A 17,717-nucleotide genomic window follows, 5' to 3' on the forward strand; every position below is an offset into this window, starting at 1 on the left:
ACATTCGGGAGGGGAAGGCATGAGCCGTGCGCTCGCCGTCTTCCATGGCCGCTTCGGCCGGGCGACGGTTTATCAGTTGAACCGGCCTTTCAATATCCACGCCCATCGCGAAGGTCATCTGATCTTCCATGTCGGCGGCATGTCGGCATGCATTGACGTCTCCGACGGGCATTACGATCTCACCGAGACGTCGGTCGTCGCTGTCAATCCCTGGGAACCGCACAACTTTCTGCCGACCGATCTTGAGGGCGGCGCCATCTTCTTCGTGCTCTACGTCAACGCCGAATGGTTTGCGCCGGATGCCTCCGGCTCCGACCGGTTGCGCTTCGGCCGCACCCAGTTCAAGCGCACGCCAGCACTCGACAAGCACATCAGGCGGACCGCCGCGCTCGTGTGCGGCGCACCATCGCTCTCCAGTCTCGATTCCGAGCTGAGGCGGCTGATCGACATCTGCTACGACGAAAGCTGGCAGCAGGCCGAGATCGCGCGCGATCCGCGCGCAGGCGGCGCCGTCACCGACTTTCGCGTCCGCAAGTGCATCAAGATGATGTCGGAGAGCCCCGGCGCTGAAATCGAGCTCGACACCATCGCGCGCGAATCCGGCCTGTCGCGACCGCATTTCTACCGGCTGTTCCGCGTGCAGACCGGCGTCACGCCGAACCTCTATCTCAACACGCTGATCATGGAACAGGCGCTCGAAGCGCTGGTGGCGAGCGAGACACCGATCGCCGACATCGGCTTCGATCTCGGCTTCTCCTCACAGAGCGGTTTCACGCGCTTTTTTGCCGCCAATGTCGGGATGGCCCCGACCGATTATCGTCGCGCCGCCAAGGTTTTGCGCGCCTGAGCGCAGGCCACGAAAAGATACTCACGATCAAATGTCGCCCTCGCCGCTTGGCTAGGATGCCGGCAACGCGATCCCGGAAAAGAGGATCGCGCGTGACGGGAGGACGTTCGCTCATGGCAGGGCCAGCAGCCGGCAACGGCTTGCATGCCCCCTCGCCCCGCTTGCGGGGAGAGGGTCTGGGTGAGGAGGAGTCTCCGCAAGTGCGGCGGCAGTTTGGCTTGCGGAGAGTCCCCCTCACCCGGCGCTACGCGTCGACCTCTCCCCGCAAGCGGGGCGAGGTGAAGCCATGAGCCGCTTCGTCGAACGCCATCCGGCTTGGGCGCTGATTACGATCATCGCGATTGCGGTCGCGCTCTGGCTGATCTTCGCAGTCTGGCCGCCGGGGCTGGAAGAGGCGATCGGCCGCAAGCGCGTCTTCCTCAACGCGGTGTTCAACGGCATCACGCTCGGGGGCCTCTATTTTCTGGTCGCCAGCGGCTTCACGCTGATCTTCGGCCTGATGCGCAACGTCAACCTCGCGCACGGTTCGCTCTATCTGTTCGGCGGCTATATCGGTTATGCCATCAGCACATCGTCCGGCTCGTGGATCCTCGGCTTCATCGTCGCCTTCGTCCTGACCGCTGTCGTCGGCGTGCTGCTGCAGGTGATCGTGTTCCGCCGGATGGAGGGCCAGGATCTCAGGCAGACCATGGTGACGATCGGGCTGTCCATCGTGTTTGCCGATCTCATGCTATGGGCCTGCGGCGGCGACTTCTACCAGATCCAGACCCCGAAATGGCTGATCGGTCCCATCGAGCTGCCGCTGGTGACTGCGATCAAATCCTCGGGCGATCCGGTCTACCTCAGATATCCACTCGTCAGGCTCGTGATCTTCGTGGCCTCCGTTGTCATCGGCGTCGCGATGTGGCTCGCGCTCAACCGCACCCGGATCGGCATGATCATCCGCGCCGGCGTCGACGACCGCGATATTCTCGCCGCGACGGGCGTGCGCATCCAGCTCGTCTTCGTCGGGGTGTTCGCCTTCGGCGCGGGGCTTGCCGGCATCGCTGGCGTCGTCGGCGGCACCTTCCAGTCATTGTCGCCCGGCGAAGACATCCGTTTCCTGCTGGCGTCCCTCGTCGTCGTGATCGTGGGCGGCATGGGCTCGATTCCGGGCGCCGCGCTCGGCGCGCTGATCATCGGCCTCGCCGAGCAGCTCGGCTCGGTCTACATCCCGACCTACGCCATCGTCGTGACCTTCCTGATCATGGTGCTGGTGCTGGCGATCCGGCCGCAAGGCCTGTTGGCGAGGCGCTGAGATGTCGCTCGCCCACGATGCCCCAGTTGCCGTAGGCCGCGCCACCAAGGCGCAGCCCCCCGCCCGGACATGGCCGGAGATCAACAACCCCGCTGCCTGGGCCGTCGCGGCCATTCTCCTGATCATGCCGCTGATCGCGAGCAGCTTTTTTCTGATCGAGATCTTCGCGACCACGCTGATCCTCGGCACCGTGGCGCTGAGCCTCATGTTTCTTGCCGGCTATGGCGGCATGGTCAGCCTTATGCAGCTCACCATCGCGGGCTTCTCAGCCTACATGGTCGCGGTGTTCGGCGTCAGCGGCAACCCCAATATCAGCCTGGGCTGGCCGTGGTGGCTCGCGGTGCCGATGGCGCTCGCGCTGGCGACCGCCTTCGGCACGCTCGGCGGCGCGCTCGCGGTGCGCACCGAAGGCATCTACACCATCATGATCACGCTCGCGATCGGAGCGGCCTTCTACTATTTCACCAACCAGAACTGGGCGATCTTCAACGGTCATACCGGCATCAACACCGTGGCCACGCCGCGCTTCTGGGGCGTGAACTGGCGCGCGGACATTCCCTTCTACTATGTCGTGCTCGCGGTTGCCGCGCTCTGCTATTTCGCGGTCGAATACCTCTCGCGCGCGCCGTTCGGCCTGGCGCTCCAGGGTGTGCGCGACAATCCGCGGCGCATGGCGGCGCTCGGCTTCAACGTCAATGCGCACCGCGTCGCGGCCTATGCTTTCGCGTCTTTCGTCGCCGCGCTGGCCGGCGTGCTCCAGGTCTGGAACTATCGCCAGATCTCGCCGGGTTCGGTCAGCGTCGGCGCCTGCATCGACGTCCTGATCATCGCCGTCGTCGGCGGCATCACGCGCCCGATCGGGCCCTTCATCGGCGCGCTGATCTTCGTGCTGCTGCGCACCTTCGCGCTCGACTTCCTGGTCCGACTCGGACTCGACGGCAACCGCTTCCGCCTGCTGATCGGGCTCGGCTTCCTCGCCATCGTGTTCTGGTCCTCGGACGGCGTCATCGGCCTCTGGCAGCGCTGGCGTCAGCATCAACGGCGCGAGGTGAGCCGCACCAGTGGAGGGCGCGGCCATGGATAGCGTCGCCCAACGCCTCTCCGCAGTCGGTGCCGGCGCTGCGCTGGAGCTGCGCGGCGTGACGCGGCTGTTCGGCGCGCTCGCCGCGCTGACCGACGTCACCATCACCGTGCGGCCGGGCGAGCGGCGCGCCGTGCTCGGCTCGAACGGTGCCGGCAAGACCACGCTGTTCAACTGCATCACGGGCGACTTCCCACCCTCCTCCGGCACCATCCGCTTCTTCGGCGAGGACGTCACGCACTTCCCGCCCTATGAGCGCATCCGCCGCGGGCTGCGCCGCACCTACCAGATTTCGGCGCTGTTCCCCGGCCTCACCGTGCAGGACAACGTCTATCTCGCCTGCCGCGGCGTCTCGCGCGGACGCTTCTCGTTCCTGCGACCGGGGCAGAACGATGCCCTGATGCACGCGGCCGACAACCTGGTCCAGGCCGTGCATCTATCCGCGGTGAAGGACCAGCGCGTGGCCGAGCTCGCCCACGGCCAGCAGCGCCAGCTCGAGATCGCGCTCGCGCTCGCCGGTGCGCCGCGCTTCGTGCTGTTCGACGAGCCGGCGGCGGGCCTGTCGCCAACGGAAAGGGCCGAGCTGATCGAGATCCTGACCTCCCTGCCGGCCCATATCGGCTACATCATCATCGAACACGACATGGACGTTGCGCTGCGCGTCGTCGAGAGCGTCACGATGATGCACAACGGCCGCGTCTTCAAGGAAGGCGTGCCGGAAGAGATCCAGTCCGACCCCGAGGTGCAGGAGCTCTACCTTGGAGGCGGCCATGAATGAGGTCCGCCGCAGCAATCCCGCGCTCGAGGTTCGCGGCCTCGACGTCTATTACGGCCACTCGCATGCGCTGCAAGGCGTCGATCTCACATTGGAGAGCGGCGTGTTCTCCGTCGTCGGCCGCAACGGCATGGGCAAGACCACGCTGTGCAAGGCGATCATGGGGCTGGTCGGCGTGAGCGGCGGCTCGATCCGCGTCCGCGGCGAGGATGTCACGCGGCGGCCGCCGGCCCAGATCGCCCGGCTCGGCGTCGGCTACGTGCCGCAGGGACGACGCCTGTGGCGCTCGCTCAGCGTCGACGAGCATCTGCAGCTCGCCGGCGGCCTGCGTTCGGGCGCATGGACCGTCGAGCGCATCTACGACACATTCCCGCGCCTCGCCGAGCGCAAGGGCCACGGCGGCGGCCAGCTCTCCGGCGGCGAGCAGCAGATGCTGGCGATCTCGCGCGCGCTGCTCACCAATCCGCATCTCCTCGTCATGGACGAGCCGACCGAAGGCCTCGCACCCGTCATCGTCGCGCAGGTCGAGGAGATGCTGCTGCGGCTGGGCGACGACGGCGACATGTCCGTGCTCGTGATCGAGCAGAACATCGGCGTCGCCACCGCGATCTCGCGCAACGTCGCGATCATGGTCAACGGCCGCATCAACCGCATCATCGACTCCGCGCGCCTTGCCGCGGACCGCGAGCTACAGCAGCGCCTGCTCGGCGTCGGGCTTCATGCGGAGCTCGAACCGGATATCGAAATCGCCGCATCCGGCGCCGAAACGAAGCCGGCGCCGGCGCCACGGCGCGACGGGCCGGTGCGCATCTACATCTCCAATCCAACGCTGCCGACGCGATGGTCGCAACCGGTGCCGATCGCCCGCATCGAGGCCGCGGCGCGGACGCTCTCGACGCAGGTCGCCCGGCTCGACGAGACGGCGCGGCGCAAGCACGAACCGGTGGCGGCGCAGGCTTCGGGCCCGCCGGTGGTGCTGGTCGTCGGCACGCTCGATACCAAGGGCCAGGAGCTGCGCTACATCCGCGACATCATAGCCGAAAGCGGCCTGCGCACGCGGTTGGTCGACGTCTCGACCAGCGGCAAGCATTCCTCCTGCGATGTCTCCGCGCAGGAGATCGCCCTGAACCACGGCCGCGGCGGCTCCGCCGTGTTCGGCACCGATCGCGGAGCCGCCGTGACCGCAATGGCGGATGCGTTTGCGAATTGGCTGCAGCGCCAGGGCAATGTCGCCGGCGTAATCTCCGCCGGAGGCTCGGGCGCGGCCTCGCTGGTCGCCCCGGGCATGCGCGCGCTCCCAGTGGGCGTTCCCAAGCTGATCATCTCATCCGTCGCCTCGGGCGATGTCGGGCCCTATGTCGGCCCGGCCGACATCACGATGATGTACTCGGTCACCGACGTGCAGGGGCTCAATTCGATCTCACGCGCGGTGCTGGCCAACGGCGCCAACGCGCTCGCCGGCATGGTCAAGGCGCGGCTCGACACGCGTGCCGCCACGGCGCGCGAGGCCGGCGGACTGCCCGCAATCGGAATCACCATGTTCGGCGTCACCACGCCGGCCGTGCAGAAGATCGCCGCCGACTTGCGCGGCGATTTCGAATGCCTGGTATTTCATGCGACCGGCGTCGGCGGACGCTCGATGGAGAAGCTCGTGGAGTCCGGCCAGCTCGCCGGCGTGATCGACCTCACCACGACTGAAGTCTGCGACCTCCTGATGGGCGGCGTGTTTCCCGCGACCGAGGACCGCTTTGGCGCGGTCATCCGCAGCCGCCTGCCCTATGTCGGCTCGGTCGGCGCACTCGACATGGTCAATTTCGGCGCACCCGACACCGTTCCCGAGCGCTATCGCGGCCGCAAATTCCACGTCCACAATCCGCAGGTGACGCTGATGCGGACGACCGTGGAAGAGAACGAGCGCATGGGCCGCTGGATCGGCGAGCGGCTGAACCAGATGGATGGCCCGGTGCGTTTCTTCCTGCCCGAGGGCGGCGTCTCCGCCCTCGACGCACGAGGCCAGCCGTTCTGGGATCCGGATGCCGACGCCGCGCTGTTCCGCACGCTGGAGCGGACCGTGCGGCAGACCGGCAACCGCCAGCTCATTCGCATCCCTAAGAACATCAACGATCCCGATTTCGCCGCCGCCATCGTCGGTGCGTTCCGAACCCTGTTCGGGCGCACCGGGGTGCGGCGGAGAGTAGCGAGGTGACCGATGGCCAGGTTTGAACGCGCGGCGCTGCTGAAAAGGTTTCGCGACATGGCAAGGCGCGGCGAGCCGATCGTCGGCGGCGGCGCCGGCACCGGGCTCTCAGCCAAATGCGAGGAAGCCGGCGGCGTCGACCTCATCGTCATCTATAATTCCGGCCGCTACCGCATGGCGGGGCGCGGCTCGCTCGCGGGCCTGATGGCGTATGGCGATGCCAACGCCATCGTGCTGGAAATGGCGAGCGAAGTGCTCCCCGTGGTCGACCAGACCCCGGTGTTGGCGGGCGTCAACGGCACCGATCCCTTCCGCGACATGGACGTCTTTCTCGACCAGCTGAAGGCACTCGGGTTTGCCGGCGTCCAGAACTTTCCGACCGTCGGCCTGATCGACGGCACCTTCCGCGCCAATCTCGAAGAGACCGGTATGTCCTATGCGCTCGAGATCGACATGATCGCCAGGGCGCACGACAAGGACATGCTGACCACGCCCTACGTGTTCAGCGAGAAGGAAGCCGCGGCGATGGCGATCGCCGGCGCCGACATCATCGTCTGCCACATGGGTCTGACCACCGGCGGCACGATCGGTGCGCAGACCGCCTTGAGGCTCAACGACTGCCCGGCGCGGATCGACACCTGGGCCAATGCCGCGCTCAGCGTCAATCCGGACATCCTGGTGTTGGCGCATGGCGGCCCGATCGCCGATCCCGCCGACGCCGATTTCATCATGAAGAACACCCGTCATTGCCACGGCTTCTACGGGGCGTCCTCGATGGAGCGGCTGCCGGTGGAGCGGGCGCTGACGGAACAGGTGCGGCAATTCAAGGCGATCGGCGCGCGATAACGCCTGATTGGTTCGAGGGAGGAAAAGATGTCAGGGATGTTGGTCGGTGAATTGATCCTCTGGCTGATCGTCACGATCATCGTGATCGTGGTTGGCGTCTATATCGTGAACTGGCTCTACCACCGCTCCTCCAAGGAGACATCGTTCGTCCGCACCGGCTTCCTCGGCGAACGCGTGGTGATCAATGGCGGCGCCTTCGTGCTGCCGTTCATCCACGACTACACCCCCGTCAACATGAACGTGCTGCCGATGGGCATCGTGCGTTCGAAGCAGGATGCCGTGATCACCCGCGACCGCATGCGCGTCGACATCGAGGCCGACTTCTATGTCCGCGTGCAGCCGACCCGGGAGGCCGTCTCGATTGCCGCGGCGACACTCGGCCGCCGCACCCTGGAACCCGGGCAGCTCCACGCACTGCTGGCCGGCAAGTTCATCTCCGCGATCCGCTCGGTCGCCTCCGAGATGACCATGGAGGAAATGCACGAGCGTCGCGGCGACTACGTCGCGCGGGTCAAGACCGAAGCGGCGGAAGCTCTCGCCCAAAACGGCCTCGAGCTGGAATCGGTTGCGATCACCGATCTCGACCAGACCGATCTCGAGTTCTTCAACCCTTCGAACCGCTTCGACGCCGAAGGCCTGACGCGGTTGATGGAGGACATCGAGGCCAGACGCAAGCTGCGCAACGACATCGAGCAGGATTCGATGATCAAGATCCGCTCGCGCAACCTCGAAGCCGAGCGGCAGGCGCTGGAGATCGAGCGCGAGAGCGAGACCGCGCGCCTGGAGCAGGAACGCGACATCGAGATGCGCCGTGCGCTTCAGCGCACCGAAGTCGCGCGCGAGCGGGCACTGCGCGAGACCGAGGCCGAACAGGCGCAGATTTCCGCCCGCGAGGCCATCGAGCGCGCCCGCATCGCCAATGAGCAGGCGATCGCCGAGGCCCGTATCGCCTCCGAGCGCGAGACCCGCCAGAAGGAGATCGAGCGGACCCGCACCATCGAGGAGAAGGAGCTGCTGGCGCGCGAGGAGATCGAGAAGACAAGGATCGCCAACCAGCGCTCGATCGATACCACACGCATCGCTTCGGAACGCGAAGTGCGCCAGCGCGAAATCGAGCGGATGCGCACGGTCGAGGAAGCCGAGATCGCCGCGCGCGAGGCGATCGAAAAGGCCCGGATCCAGCAGGACCGCGTCGTCACCGACGCCCGCATCGCCAACGAGGAAGAGACGCGGCGCCGCGAGATCGAGCGGACGCGCGCGGTCGACGAGGCCGAGATTGCCGCACGCGAGGCCACCGAAAAGGCGCGCATCGCCCAGACGCTGATCGTCAATGTCGAGCGTATCTCCTCGGACGAGCGTACCCGCGCGCTGGAAATCCAGCAGGTGCGGACCATCCAGGAGGCCGAGATCGAAGCGCAGCGCGCGGTCGAGGCCGCCCGCATTGCCCGGGAGCGGACGCTGGCTGCCGAGCGCATCGCTGCCGAGCAGAACACACGGCAGCTGGAGATCGAGCGCAACCAGGCGCTGGACGTCGCCGGCATCGCCGCGCGCGAGACCACGGAAGCCTCGCGCATCGCGCAGGAGGAGCGCGTGCGCTCCCTGGAGATCGCCCGCAACCGCGCCGTCGAGGAAGCCGACATCGCCTCGCGCGAGGCGATCGAGGCGGCCCGCATCGCCCAGGAAAAGGCGGTTGCGGCCGAGCGCATCCAGGCCGAACGGGAGACGCGCGCGCTCGAGATCGAGCGGACCGGCGTCCTCGAGGCGGCCGAGCTGAAGCGGCGCGACGCCATCGAGCGGCAGCGCATCACGGTCGACCTGGCGCTCGAGGCCGAGCGCATCAATTCCTCCAAGAAGCGCGAAGTGCTCAACATCGAGCAGAAGAAGGCGATCGAGATCGCGGACGAGGACCGCGTCATCGCGCTGTCGACCAAGAAGTCCGAGCGGATCGACGCCGACCGCCAGGTCCGGCAGGCCGAGATCGTGGCGCGCAAGGAGGTCGAGACCACCGACGTTTCGCGCGAGCAGGCGCTGGAGGCCGCCCACATCGAGCGGCGCCGCGCCATCGAGCAGCTCGAGGTCGCCCGCGTCCAGTCGCTCCAGGAGGCCGAGATTGCTGCGCGCGAGGAAGTCGAGCGTGCCCGCATCGCCTCCGACCGCGGCCTCGACGAGGCCCGCATCGGCCGCGAGCGCGAGCTGCGCAAGCTCGAGGTCAATCGTGAGAAGGACGTCGAGACGGTGCTGATGGAGAAGGCGATCGCGATCCATCAGAAGTCGCTGGAGGAGTCGGCCGCGCGCGCAGCCGCCGAGGAGGCGCGGATCCGGGCGACCGAAGCCGCCGAGCGCGTCGTCACCGCCCGCGAGAGCGAGATCGCCAAACGGCGCAAGACCGTCGAGGTTCTGCTGGCGGAGAAGCAGGCCGAAGAGACCCGCATCGCCGCCGAAGCCGAGCGCGTGCGCGCCGCGGTCGAAGCCGAAGCGCAACGCATGCTGAACGAAGCCGAGAACGTGCTGACCGACCAGGCACGCTATTCGCTGTTCCGCAGAAAGCTGCTCGACCGCATCGAGGGCATCGTGCGCGAGAGCGTCAAGCCGATGGAGAAGATCGAAGGCATCCGCATCCTCCAGGTCGACGGCCTCAACGGCAACGGCCACGGCAACGGCAATGGCGGCCGCAGCGCCACCGACGAGGTGATCGACTCGGCGCTACGCTACCGAGTCCAGGCGCCGCTGATCGACTCGATCCTGTCGGATATCGGCGTCGAAGGCGGCAGCCTGGCCAAGATGCCGGGACTGATCCGCGAGGCCCGTGACATGCAGGGCATCAAGGAGGCCGCGCGCAAGGGCGGCGGCGGAGGTGGTGGCGGTGGTGACAAGCCGGCCGCCGCTCCGCCTGCGACTGAGGGCGGCGAGCCGCCCGCCGAGCGCGGGCCACGGAAGAAGAGCTGAGGTCTTAAGCAATGGCCCGCGTCTACGTCTCCACCGTCGTCAACGCCCGCAACGACCGCGTCTGGGCGCGGGTGCGCGATTTCAACGGCCTGCCGAACTGGCACCCGGCCATCGCCGAAAGCCGGATCGAGGGCGGCGAGCCCGCCGACAAGATCGGCTGTGTCCGGGATTTCCGTCTGCGCAACGGCGACCGCATCCGCGAGAAGCTGCTCGGCCTCTCCGATTACGACATGTTCTGCACCTACTCGATCCTGGAATCGCCGATGGGCGTCGAGAACTACGTCGCCACCCTGCGCCTGACGCCCGTCACCGACGGTGACCAGACGTTTTTGGAATGGACCGCCGAGTTCGATTGCGCCCCGGAACGGGAGACCGAGCTCGTCAACAATATCGGCGGCGGAGTGTTCCAGGGCGGCTTCGACGCGTTGAAGCGCGTGTTCGGAGGCTAGCCGTGCCGCATATCGTCAAGAGCACGATCCTGAACGCACCGACGGACGCGGTGTGGGACGTGCTGCGCGATTTCAACGGGCACGACCGCTGGCACCCGGCGGTTGCGACCTCCTCCATCGAACGCGCGCAATCCGCCGACAAGATCGGCTGCGTGCGACGGTTCAAGCTGAATGACGGCTCGGAGCTCCGCGAGCAGCTGCTGGCACTGTCCGACCTGGAACAGACCTTCAGCTATTGCCTGCTCGATACGCCGGTCCCGATGTTCAACTACGTCGCGCATGTCCGGCTGCTGCCGGTGACCGACGGTGACCGCACCTTCTGGCACTGGGAATCGCGGTTCACGACGAAGCCGGAGGACAAGGACCGCATCACCCACATGGTCGCGGAAGACATCTATCAGGCCGGATTCGAGGCGATCCGCCGCCATCTGAAGGAGGCCGCTTAAGCCATGGCCGTGACGGTAAAGACCTTTACGAATGCGAGCGAGGCGGCTGGCGCGCTGTCGTCGGACCGGAGCGCGCGCTATCTCGGCGGCGGCACGCTGGTGATGCGGGCGCTGAACGAAGGCGACGTCTCGATCTCGACGATCGTCCGGGCGCAGGACCAGGCGCTGACCCGGATCGACGCCTCAAGTCCACGCATCACGCTGGGCGCCGGCGTGACCTTCGCGCGCGTGCTCGCCGAACGCGACCTCGCCTTCCTGCATGCCCCTGCCCGCTCGATCGGCGGTCCCGCCGTCCGCAACATGGGCACGGTCGGCGGCAATCTGTTCGCGCCGAACCCTTACGGCGATTTCACCGTGGCGCTGCTGGCGCTCGACGCCACCATTGCGGTTCAAGGCGGCTTCGGCTCGCGCGATATTCCGATCGAGGAGTTTCTGCAGGGGCGCGAGCGTCAGGCCGGAACTTTGGTGCTGTCGGTGTCCTGCACGCGGCCGGCAAGCAGCGAGGCGTTCCGATATCGCAAGATCGCGCGCATCAAGCCGAAGGGCGGCTCGGTGATCACGCTTGCCGCGCATCTGCCGGTCAGCGGCGGACGGATTGCGGGTGCGCGGATTGCGCTGGGCTCGATGGCGCCGACCCAGATCCGCGCTCGCGCCGCCGAGCGCGCGCTGGAGGGCCGCTCGCTGGATGCGGCGACCATCGCAGCTGCGGCCTCTGCCGCCACAGAAGGAACTTCGCCCTCAGACAACGCGCTCGGCAGCGCCTGGTATCGCCGCGAGATCGTCGGCGTGCATCTGCGGCGCCTGCTATCGGGACAGGAATAGCTCGCCATGACAAAAATCCCCCTGCAGTTTCGCCACAACGGCCGCGACGTCGCGATCTTCGTCGACGGCGGCACGAACCTGCTCGTCGCGCTGCGCGAGCTGATCGGCGACATGACGCCGAAATTCGGCTGCGGCCAGGGTGGCTGCGGCACATGCAGCGTGCTGATCGATGGCGAGCTTCACCTCTCCTGCCTGACGCTCGCCGAGACCGTCGCGGGCCGCTCGGTCGAGACGCTCGACGGCATGAAGCAAGGCCCGAACCTGCATCCGCTGCAGCGCGCCTTTGCCGACAATTTCGCCGCCCAGTGCGGCTATTGCACGCCGGGCATGCTGATGGCTGCAAAGGCGCTGCTCGACCGCAATCCCGCCCCGAGCCGGACTGAGGTGATCGAGGCGATCTCCGGCAACATCTGCCGCTGCACCGGCTACGAGCCGATCATCAATGCCATCCTCGCCGCCGCGGGCGGCCGGGCCAGCGCCTGAGGTCAGACCATGCTGGAACTGCGCAAGGACATCTTCGCCGACGAGCGTGACGATAACCTGAAGGAAATCGGCAAGGGCACGCAGCGGCAGGACATGCTCGGCCACATCACGGGCACGTCCAGCTATTTCAACGACCACAAGCTGCAGGGCATGCTGCACCTGAAGGTCGTTCGTTCGACCCAGGCCCATGCAAGGCTGCGCCGCATCGATACCACCGAGGCCGAGCGCTCGGCAGGCGTGCGCCGAATCATCCGTGGCGCGGACGTGCCACGCAACCTCAACACGCTGCTCAGCCTGATCAACTTCGGCAAGGACGACGAGCCGTCGCTGGCGGTCGACAAGGTCCGCTACAAGGGCGAACCGATCCTCGCTATCGTCGCCGACAGCGAGCGCGAGGCGTTCGAGGCGATCGCAAAAGTCAGGATCGATTACGAGCCGCTGCCGGCCGTGTTCGACGTCGAGGATGCGCTGAAGCCGGGTGCGCCCGTCGTGAACGAGACCTATCCGAAGAACGCCTTCATCTATCACGACGTCTATGATCACCAGCGCCTGCGCTTTGGCGATGCCGATGCCGCGCTCGCAACCGCCGACCACGTGCTCGAGCAGCGCTACCAGATGTCGCCGATCGAGCACGCGCCGACCGAGACCAACGGCGCGATCGCCGCGCCCGATACCAACGGCCGCTACGTCGTCTATACCTCGACGCAAGCGCTGTTCTTTTCGGTCGACACCTGCGCGAAGATTTTGGACGTGCCATCCAACACCTTCCACTTCATCGGCGGCACGGTCGGCGGCGGCTTCGGCGGCAAGGTCGATACCTTGACCGAACCGCTCGCGATCCTCGGCGCCATGCTGACAGGGCGCCCGGTGCGCTACGTGTTCGGCCGCGAGGAGGAGATGCAGTACGGCCCGCCGCGCGGCGCCGAACGCATCTACATCAAGGACGGCGTGATGCGCGACGGCCGCATCGTCGCGCGCAAGATCCGCGCCTATTTCGACAGCGGCGCCTATACGCGGCTATCGAGCTATGCCGCGGTGAAATGCGCCGCGCATCTACCGGGCCCCTACACCATCCCGAACGTCTATGGCGACGTCTATTGCGTCTTCACCAACCGCACGCCGGCGACCGCCATGCGCGGCTTCGGCGTCACCGCAATGGACTTTGCCATCGAATGCCAGATGGACAAGCTCGCAAACCTCGTCGGCATGGACCCGATGGAGTTCCGGATTCTGAACGCCTATCGCGACGGCGACATGAAGGCGCATCGGCGCGAGGCCAAGAACACCGCGCTGATCGAGTGCGTCCAGGTTGCCGCCGAGAAGGCCAAATGGCCGATCCGCGACGAGTTCAGGCGCGCCTCCTCGCGCAAGGACGGCGGCGGCAGCCGCGCCGTGATCCCGCCAACACCGACGGATTCGCGCAGCCGGCCCGCTGCGCCGGCGCAGCAGCGCACGACCTACGACCGCGCGCCGGTGACGGCGACAAGAGAGCCGCCGCGCGAACCAACTCCGCCGGCGCCGCCGCCTCCCCCGCCCCGCCCGGCCGCGCCATCGCACGGCGCGACCCGATTCTCCTCCGTGTTCGGCACCAGGAGACGCTGAGATGACCCGGCATCGTGGACGCGGCATGGCGTCGATCAACTACCCCATCGGCATGAATCTCGGCGGCGATCCGAGCCAGGCGCTGGTGCATTCCAACCCGAGCGGCAAGTTCACCGTGGCGCTGTCGTCGATCGACCTCGGCCAGGGCATGAAATCGGTGACGCGGCAGATCTGCGCGGAGACGCTTGGCGTGCCGGTCGAGGACGTCTATGTCGACACCGCGGATTCCGATACCGGCCCGCACTGCATGGGCTCGTTCGCCTCGCGCGGCACCCATCGCGTCGGCAATGCCGTGATGGCCGCAGCCCGCGAGGCGCGCGGCGTGATGATGGAGGCCGCCGCCGAGGAGCTCGAGGTCAACGCCGCCGATCTCGAAACCGACGGTCGCGGCAACATCCACGTCAAGGGCGCCCCGCACCGCTCGATCTCGACAAAGGACGTGGCCATTGCTGCGCAGTTCAAGCAGGGCAAGACCATCTCGGGCCGCGGCATCTTTCTCGTGCCGCTGTCGGATGTCGATCCTGAAACCGGCGAGATGTCGCCGGCGACCTGCTATGCCCATGCCTGCCTTGTCGCCGAGGTCGAGGTGGACGATGAGACCGGCGAGGTCGCGATGGTCCGGATGGACTCGGCTTACGAGCTCGGCCGTGCGCTCAATCCGCGCCTCGTCGAGCAGCAGCTGGTCGGCGGCGCTTGGATGGGCATCAGCCACGCGCTCTACGAGACGCCTGAGCCATACTATCCCGATCCCGTCCACGGACCCCGCGACTTCGTCGAATATCTGATGCCCGGTCCCGGTGATATCTGCCCGCATGATATTGCCGTGCTGGAGCGTCCCGCTCCCGATGGTCCGTTCGGGGGAAAAGGCCCTGGCGAGATGTGCGCCAATCCGGTGCTGCCCGCCGTGGCGAACGCAATCTTCAACGCCGTCGGCGTGCGGATCGACGACCTGCCGATCACGCCGGAAAAGGTGCTGCGGGCGATCAAGGCGCAGGGCGGCGCGCGGCCGCAGGCGCGGCGTTAGAGGATCGGCCGTGGCGGTTCGCAGCAACATCGTCGGCATCGACAGCCCGGAGGCGCTGGAGAGGGCGTTGCGCGCGGCCTATTATCTCGCCGACGAAGGGCTCGCGACCGCCGCCTATCTCGGCCTTGCGCTGGGCAAGCCGCTGCTGCTTGAAGGCGCGCCCGGCGTCGGCAAGACGGAGGCGGCAAAGGCAATAGCTGCCGTGCTCGGCCGCCGCCTGATCCGCCTGCAATGCTACGAGGGCATCGACGCCTCTGCCGCGCTCTATGAGTGGAACTATCCACGCCAGATGCTGGCGATCCGTCAGGCCGGCGACGAGAGCATCGACATCTATGGCGAGACGTTCTTGATCGAGCGGCCGATGCTGGCGGCCCTGCGCGCACCTGATTCCACCGTGCTCCTGATCGATGAAATCGACCGCGCCGACCAGGAGTTCGAGGCCTTCCTGCTCGAATTCCTCTCCGACTTCCAGATCTCAATTCCCGAGCGTGGCACGGTCCGCGCGGCCGAGCGGCCGGTCGTCGTGCTCACCTCGAACCGGACCCGCGATCTACACGAAGCCTTGCGCCGCCGCTGCGTCTATCACTGGATCGATTATCCGACGGCGGAGCGCGAGGCACGCATCATCATGATGCGCGCCTCCAGCGTCGCCGAAACCACGGCCCGCGCCGTCGTCGCGGCCGTCGAGAGATTGCGGCGTGAACCGCTGAGCAAGGCCCCCGGGATCGCCGAAGCCGTCGACTGGGCCGAGGCCGCGACCCTCCTCAACAAGGGCGGCGCGCGCTGGCCTGATGCCTTCAAACGCTCGATCGGCGTCGCGCTGAAGGACGAAGAGGACCTGCACTTCATCGCGCCGCGGCTCGATGCCATGCTCGCGGAGGCGACCGCATGAGCATCGAGCCGCAGCTCCCGCGCGCTGCCCGCACCTTTGTTTCCTTCGTCGCCCTGCTGCGCGCCAACGGCTTCGCCGTCGCGCCGGAGCAGACCACCGCGTTCCTCGCCGCGATTGCGCTGCTCGGACCGCGCAAGCTCGAGGACATCAAGCAATCTGCGCTCGCCACCCTCGCCCCTCCGCCCGAGCGCCGCGCCACCTTCGATCGGCTGTTCGACCTGCATTTCCGCGGCAGCGAGGCGATCGAGCGTGCCGACGACGGCGAGGACGACGAGACCGTCCGTCTGCAGGAGGAAGGTCGCGGCGACGAGGAGCCCCTGCTCTCCGACGAGGCCAACGAGTCCGGCCTGACTGCATCGCGCACTGAGACGCTGGTCGAGCGCCGCTTCGTGCAGCTATCCACGACCGATGCGCTCCGACGCCTGGCACGCGAGGCGCCGCGGCGCCTGCCACGGCGGCGCGGGCACCGCCGCATGCGGGCGCGCCGCGGCCCCTTTGCCGACCTCCGCCGCACTTTACGCGACTCTGTCCGCAGCGACGGCGAGATCCTGCGGCTCGGCCACATGAAACGGCGGCAACGGCCGCGCAAGGTGTTACTGCTGATCGACGTCTCCGGCTCGATGAAAAGCCGCACCGAGGAGAATATGAAGCTTGCGCATACGCTGGTGCAGGCCGCGCCCAATGTCGAGGTCTTCACCTTCGGCACGCGTCTGACCCGTGTCACCCGCGCGCTGCGTCTGAAACGGCGCGAGCAGGCGCTGAGCGCCGCGGCACATCTGGTCAGCGACTGGGACGGCGGCACCCGGATCGGCGACGCGCTGCAGGCGTTTCTGGCGGTCCCGCGGTTCGGCGGCTACGCCCGCGGCGCCGCTGTGATCATCGTCTCCGACGGGCTCGAGCGCGGCGAGCCGGACGCCCTTCGCGACGCCGTCGCGAAACTGTCGCGGCGGGCGTGGCGGCTGAGCTGGCTGACGCCGCTCGCGACAGGCCCCGCGTTCCGTCCGCAGACAGAAGCGCTGGTCGCAATCGAACGCTTCGTCGACGATCTCGTGGACGGCGGGTCGAGCGCCTCGATCGTCGCCCACGTCCTGGCACTGGGAAGGAGAGCTGCGTGAACGATATTGTCGACGGCCATCATCACATCTGGCGGCAGGCCGACCTGCCCTGGCTGACCGGCCCCATGCAGCCCCGCATCTTCGGACCGTACGAGCCGATCCGGCGCGATTATCCGATCCAGGAATATCTCGACGATCTCAAGGACAGCGACGTCACCCGTTCCGTCTATGTGCAGACCAATTGGGCGCCTGAGCATTTTGAGGAGGAAGCAGCGTGGGTACAGCGTACCTCCGACGAACATGGCTGGCCGCACGCCATCGTTGCCTACGCCAATTTCGCGGCCGAGGACGTCCGTCCGCAGCTCGACCGCCTCAAGCGTTATCCGCTACTGCGCGGGGTGCGCATGCAGCTGCATTGGCACGAGAACCCGCTCTATCGCTTCGCAGCGCGTCCGGATCTCTGCACCGACCCGACGATCCGTCGCAATGTCGCACGTCTTTCCGATTACGGCTGGAGCTTCGATTTGCAGGTGTTCACGCCGCAGATGCCGGATGCTGCGCAGCTGGCCGAATCCTGTCCCGGCGTGACCTTCATCCTCCAGCATGCCGGCATGCTCGAGGATCTCTCGCCGGCTGGACGGGCGGCCTGGCGCGCCGGGATGGCCCGGCTCGCGAGTTGTCCGAACGTGGTCTCGAAACTGTCCGGGCTCGGCACCTTCATCCATCGCAACGATCCCGCGCATATCGCCGCCGTGCTCACCGATACCGTCGCGATCTTCGGCGCCGAGCGCTGCCTGTTCGGCTCCAATTTTCCGATCGAGAAATTGTGGACCAGTTATCGCGAGCTCGTCGCAGCCTTTCGCGCCGCCGCCGCCCCGTTCAGTGCGGAGCAGCAGGATGCGATCTTCAGGACGACGGCGACGCGCGTCTATCGGCTTTGACAGACAAGAAACGA

The 17,717-nt window shown here is 67.1% G+C and carries 16 protein-coding genes; all 16 read left to right on the forward strand.

The window, feature by feature from the left end:
- Positions 1-19: 19 nt before the first annotated feature.
- The 16 genes from I6F20_RS09800 to I6F20_RS09875 all read left to right on the forward strand — a co-directional run bounded on the left by I6F20_RS09800 (position 20) and on the right by I6F20_RS09875 (position 17,703).
- Positions 20-847, forward strand: coding sequence for a helix-turn-helix domain-containing protein (locus tag I6F20_RS09800; RefSeq protein WP_036013364.1), 828 nt, complete (start codon positions 20-22; stop codon positions 845-847).
- 286 nt (positions 848-1,133) lie between these two features.
- On the forward strand, positions 1,134-2,144 hold the full coding sequence (locus I6F20_RS09805) for a branched-chain amino acid ABC transporter permease (RefSeq protein WP_225125937.1): 1,011 nt from the start codon (positions 1,134-1,136) through the stop codon (positions 2,142-2,144).
- Position 2,145: 1 nt separating this feature from the next.
- Positions 2,146-3,228, forward strand: a complete 1,083-nt coding sequence (locus tag I6F20_RS09810) for a branched-chain amino acid ABC transporter permease (protein ID WP_225125939.1) — start codon at positions 2,146-2,148, stop codon at positions 3,226-3,228.
- The gene (locus I6F20_RS09815; RefSeq protein ID WP_036013359.1) at positions 3,221-4,003 is read left to right on the forward strand and encodes an ABC transporter ATP-binding protein; all 783 of its coding nucleotides are present in this window, start codon (positions 3,221-3,223) and stop codon (positions 4,001-4,003) included. The genes I6F20_RS09810 and I6F20_RS09815 overlap by 8 nt, the downstream gene beginning before the upstream one ends.
- Positions 3,996-6,206, forward strand: coding sequence for an ABC transporter permease (locus tag I6F20_RS09820; protein WP_036013356.1), 2,211 nt, complete (start codon positions 3,996-3,998; stop codon positions 6,204-6,206). Before I6F20_RS09815 ends, I6F20_RS09820 begins: the two co-directional genes overlap by 8 nt.
- Before the next feature lie 3 nt (positions 6,207-6,209).
- Entirely contained in the window at positions 6,210-7,043 is an 834-nt protein-coding gene (locus I6F20_RS09825) for a phosphoenolpyruvate hydrolase family protein (RefSeq protein WP_074448191.1), read from the forward strand.
- Between the two features lie 27 nt (positions 7,044-7,070).
- A complete protein-coding gene (locus I6F20_RS09830; RefSeq protein WP_225125941.1) occupies positions 7,071-9,989 on the forward strand; it encodes a flotillin family protein in 2,919 nt (972 codons plus the stop codon).
- 11 nt (positions 9,990-10,000) lie between these two features.
- Entirely contained in the window at positions 10,001-10,438 is a 438-nt protein-coding gene (locus tag I6F20_RS09835; protein ID WP_225125943.1) for an SRPBCC family protein, read from the forward strand.
- Between the two features lie 2 nt (positions 10,439-10,440).
- Positions 10,441-10,884, forward strand: coding sequence for an SRPBCC family protein (locus I6F20_RS09840; RefSeq protein ID WP_225125945.1), 444 nt, complete (start codon positions 10,441-10,443; stop codon positions 10,882-10,884).
- Positions 10,885-10,887: 3 nt separating this feature from the next.
- Positions 10,888-11,706, forward strand: coding sequence for an FAD binding domain-containing protein (locus I6F20_RS09845; protein WP_225125947.1), 819 nt, complete (start codon positions 10,888-10,890; stop codon positions 11,704-11,706).
- A gap of 6 nt (positions 11,707-11,712) precedes the next feature.
- Entirely contained in the window at positions 11,713-12,189 is a 477-nt protein-coding gene (locus tag I6F20_RS09850; RefSeq protein WP_109144206.1) for a (2Fe-2S)-binding protein, read from the forward strand.
- Positions 12,190-12,198: 9 nt separating this feature from the next.
- Positions 12,199-13,791 (forward strand): xanthine dehydrogenase family protein molybdopterin-binding subunit, encoded by a 1,593-nt coding sequence (locus tag I6F20_RS09855; RefSeq protein ID WP_225125949.1) that lies wholly within the window; start codon positions 12,199-12,201, stop codon positions 13,789-13,791.
- A gap of 1 nt (position 13,792) precedes the next feature.
- Positions 13,793-14,815, forward strand: a complete 1,023-nt coding sequence (locus I6F20_RS09860) for a xanthine dehydrogenase family protein molybdopterin-binding subunit (RefSeq protein WP_036034633.1) — start codon at positions 13,793-13,795, stop codon at positions 14,813-14,815.
- Between the two features lie 10 nt (positions 14,816-14,825).
- The gene (locus I6F20_RS09865; RefSeq protein WP_109144209.1) at positions 14,826-15,707 is read left to right on the forward strand and encodes an AAA family ATPase; all 882 of its coding nucleotides are present in this window, start codon (positions 14,826-14,828) and stop codon (positions 15,705-15,707) included.
- Positions 15,704-16,822, forward strand: coding sequence for a vWA domain-containing protein (locus I6F20_RS09870; RefSeq protein ID WP_225125951.1), 1,119 nt, complete (start codon positions 15,704-15,706; stop codon positions 16,820-16,822). Before I6F20_RS09865 ends, I6F20_RS09870 begins: the two co-directional genes overlap by 4 nt.
- Entirely contained in the window at positions 16,819-17,703 is an 885-nt protein-coding gene (locus I6F20_RS09875) for an amidohydrolase family protein (protein WP_225114772.1), read from the forward strand. The genes I6F20_RS09870 and I6F20_RS09875 overlap by 4 nt, the downstream gene beginning before the upstream one ends.
- Positions 17,704-17,717: the final 14 nt, after the last annotated feature.

The organism is Bradyrhizobium sp. IC3123 (assembly GCF_020193625.1).
GTDB classification, from domain to species: Bacteria; Pseudomonadota; Alphaproteobacteria; order Rhizobiales; family Xanthobacteraceae; genus Bradyrhizobium; species Bradyrhizobium yuanmingense.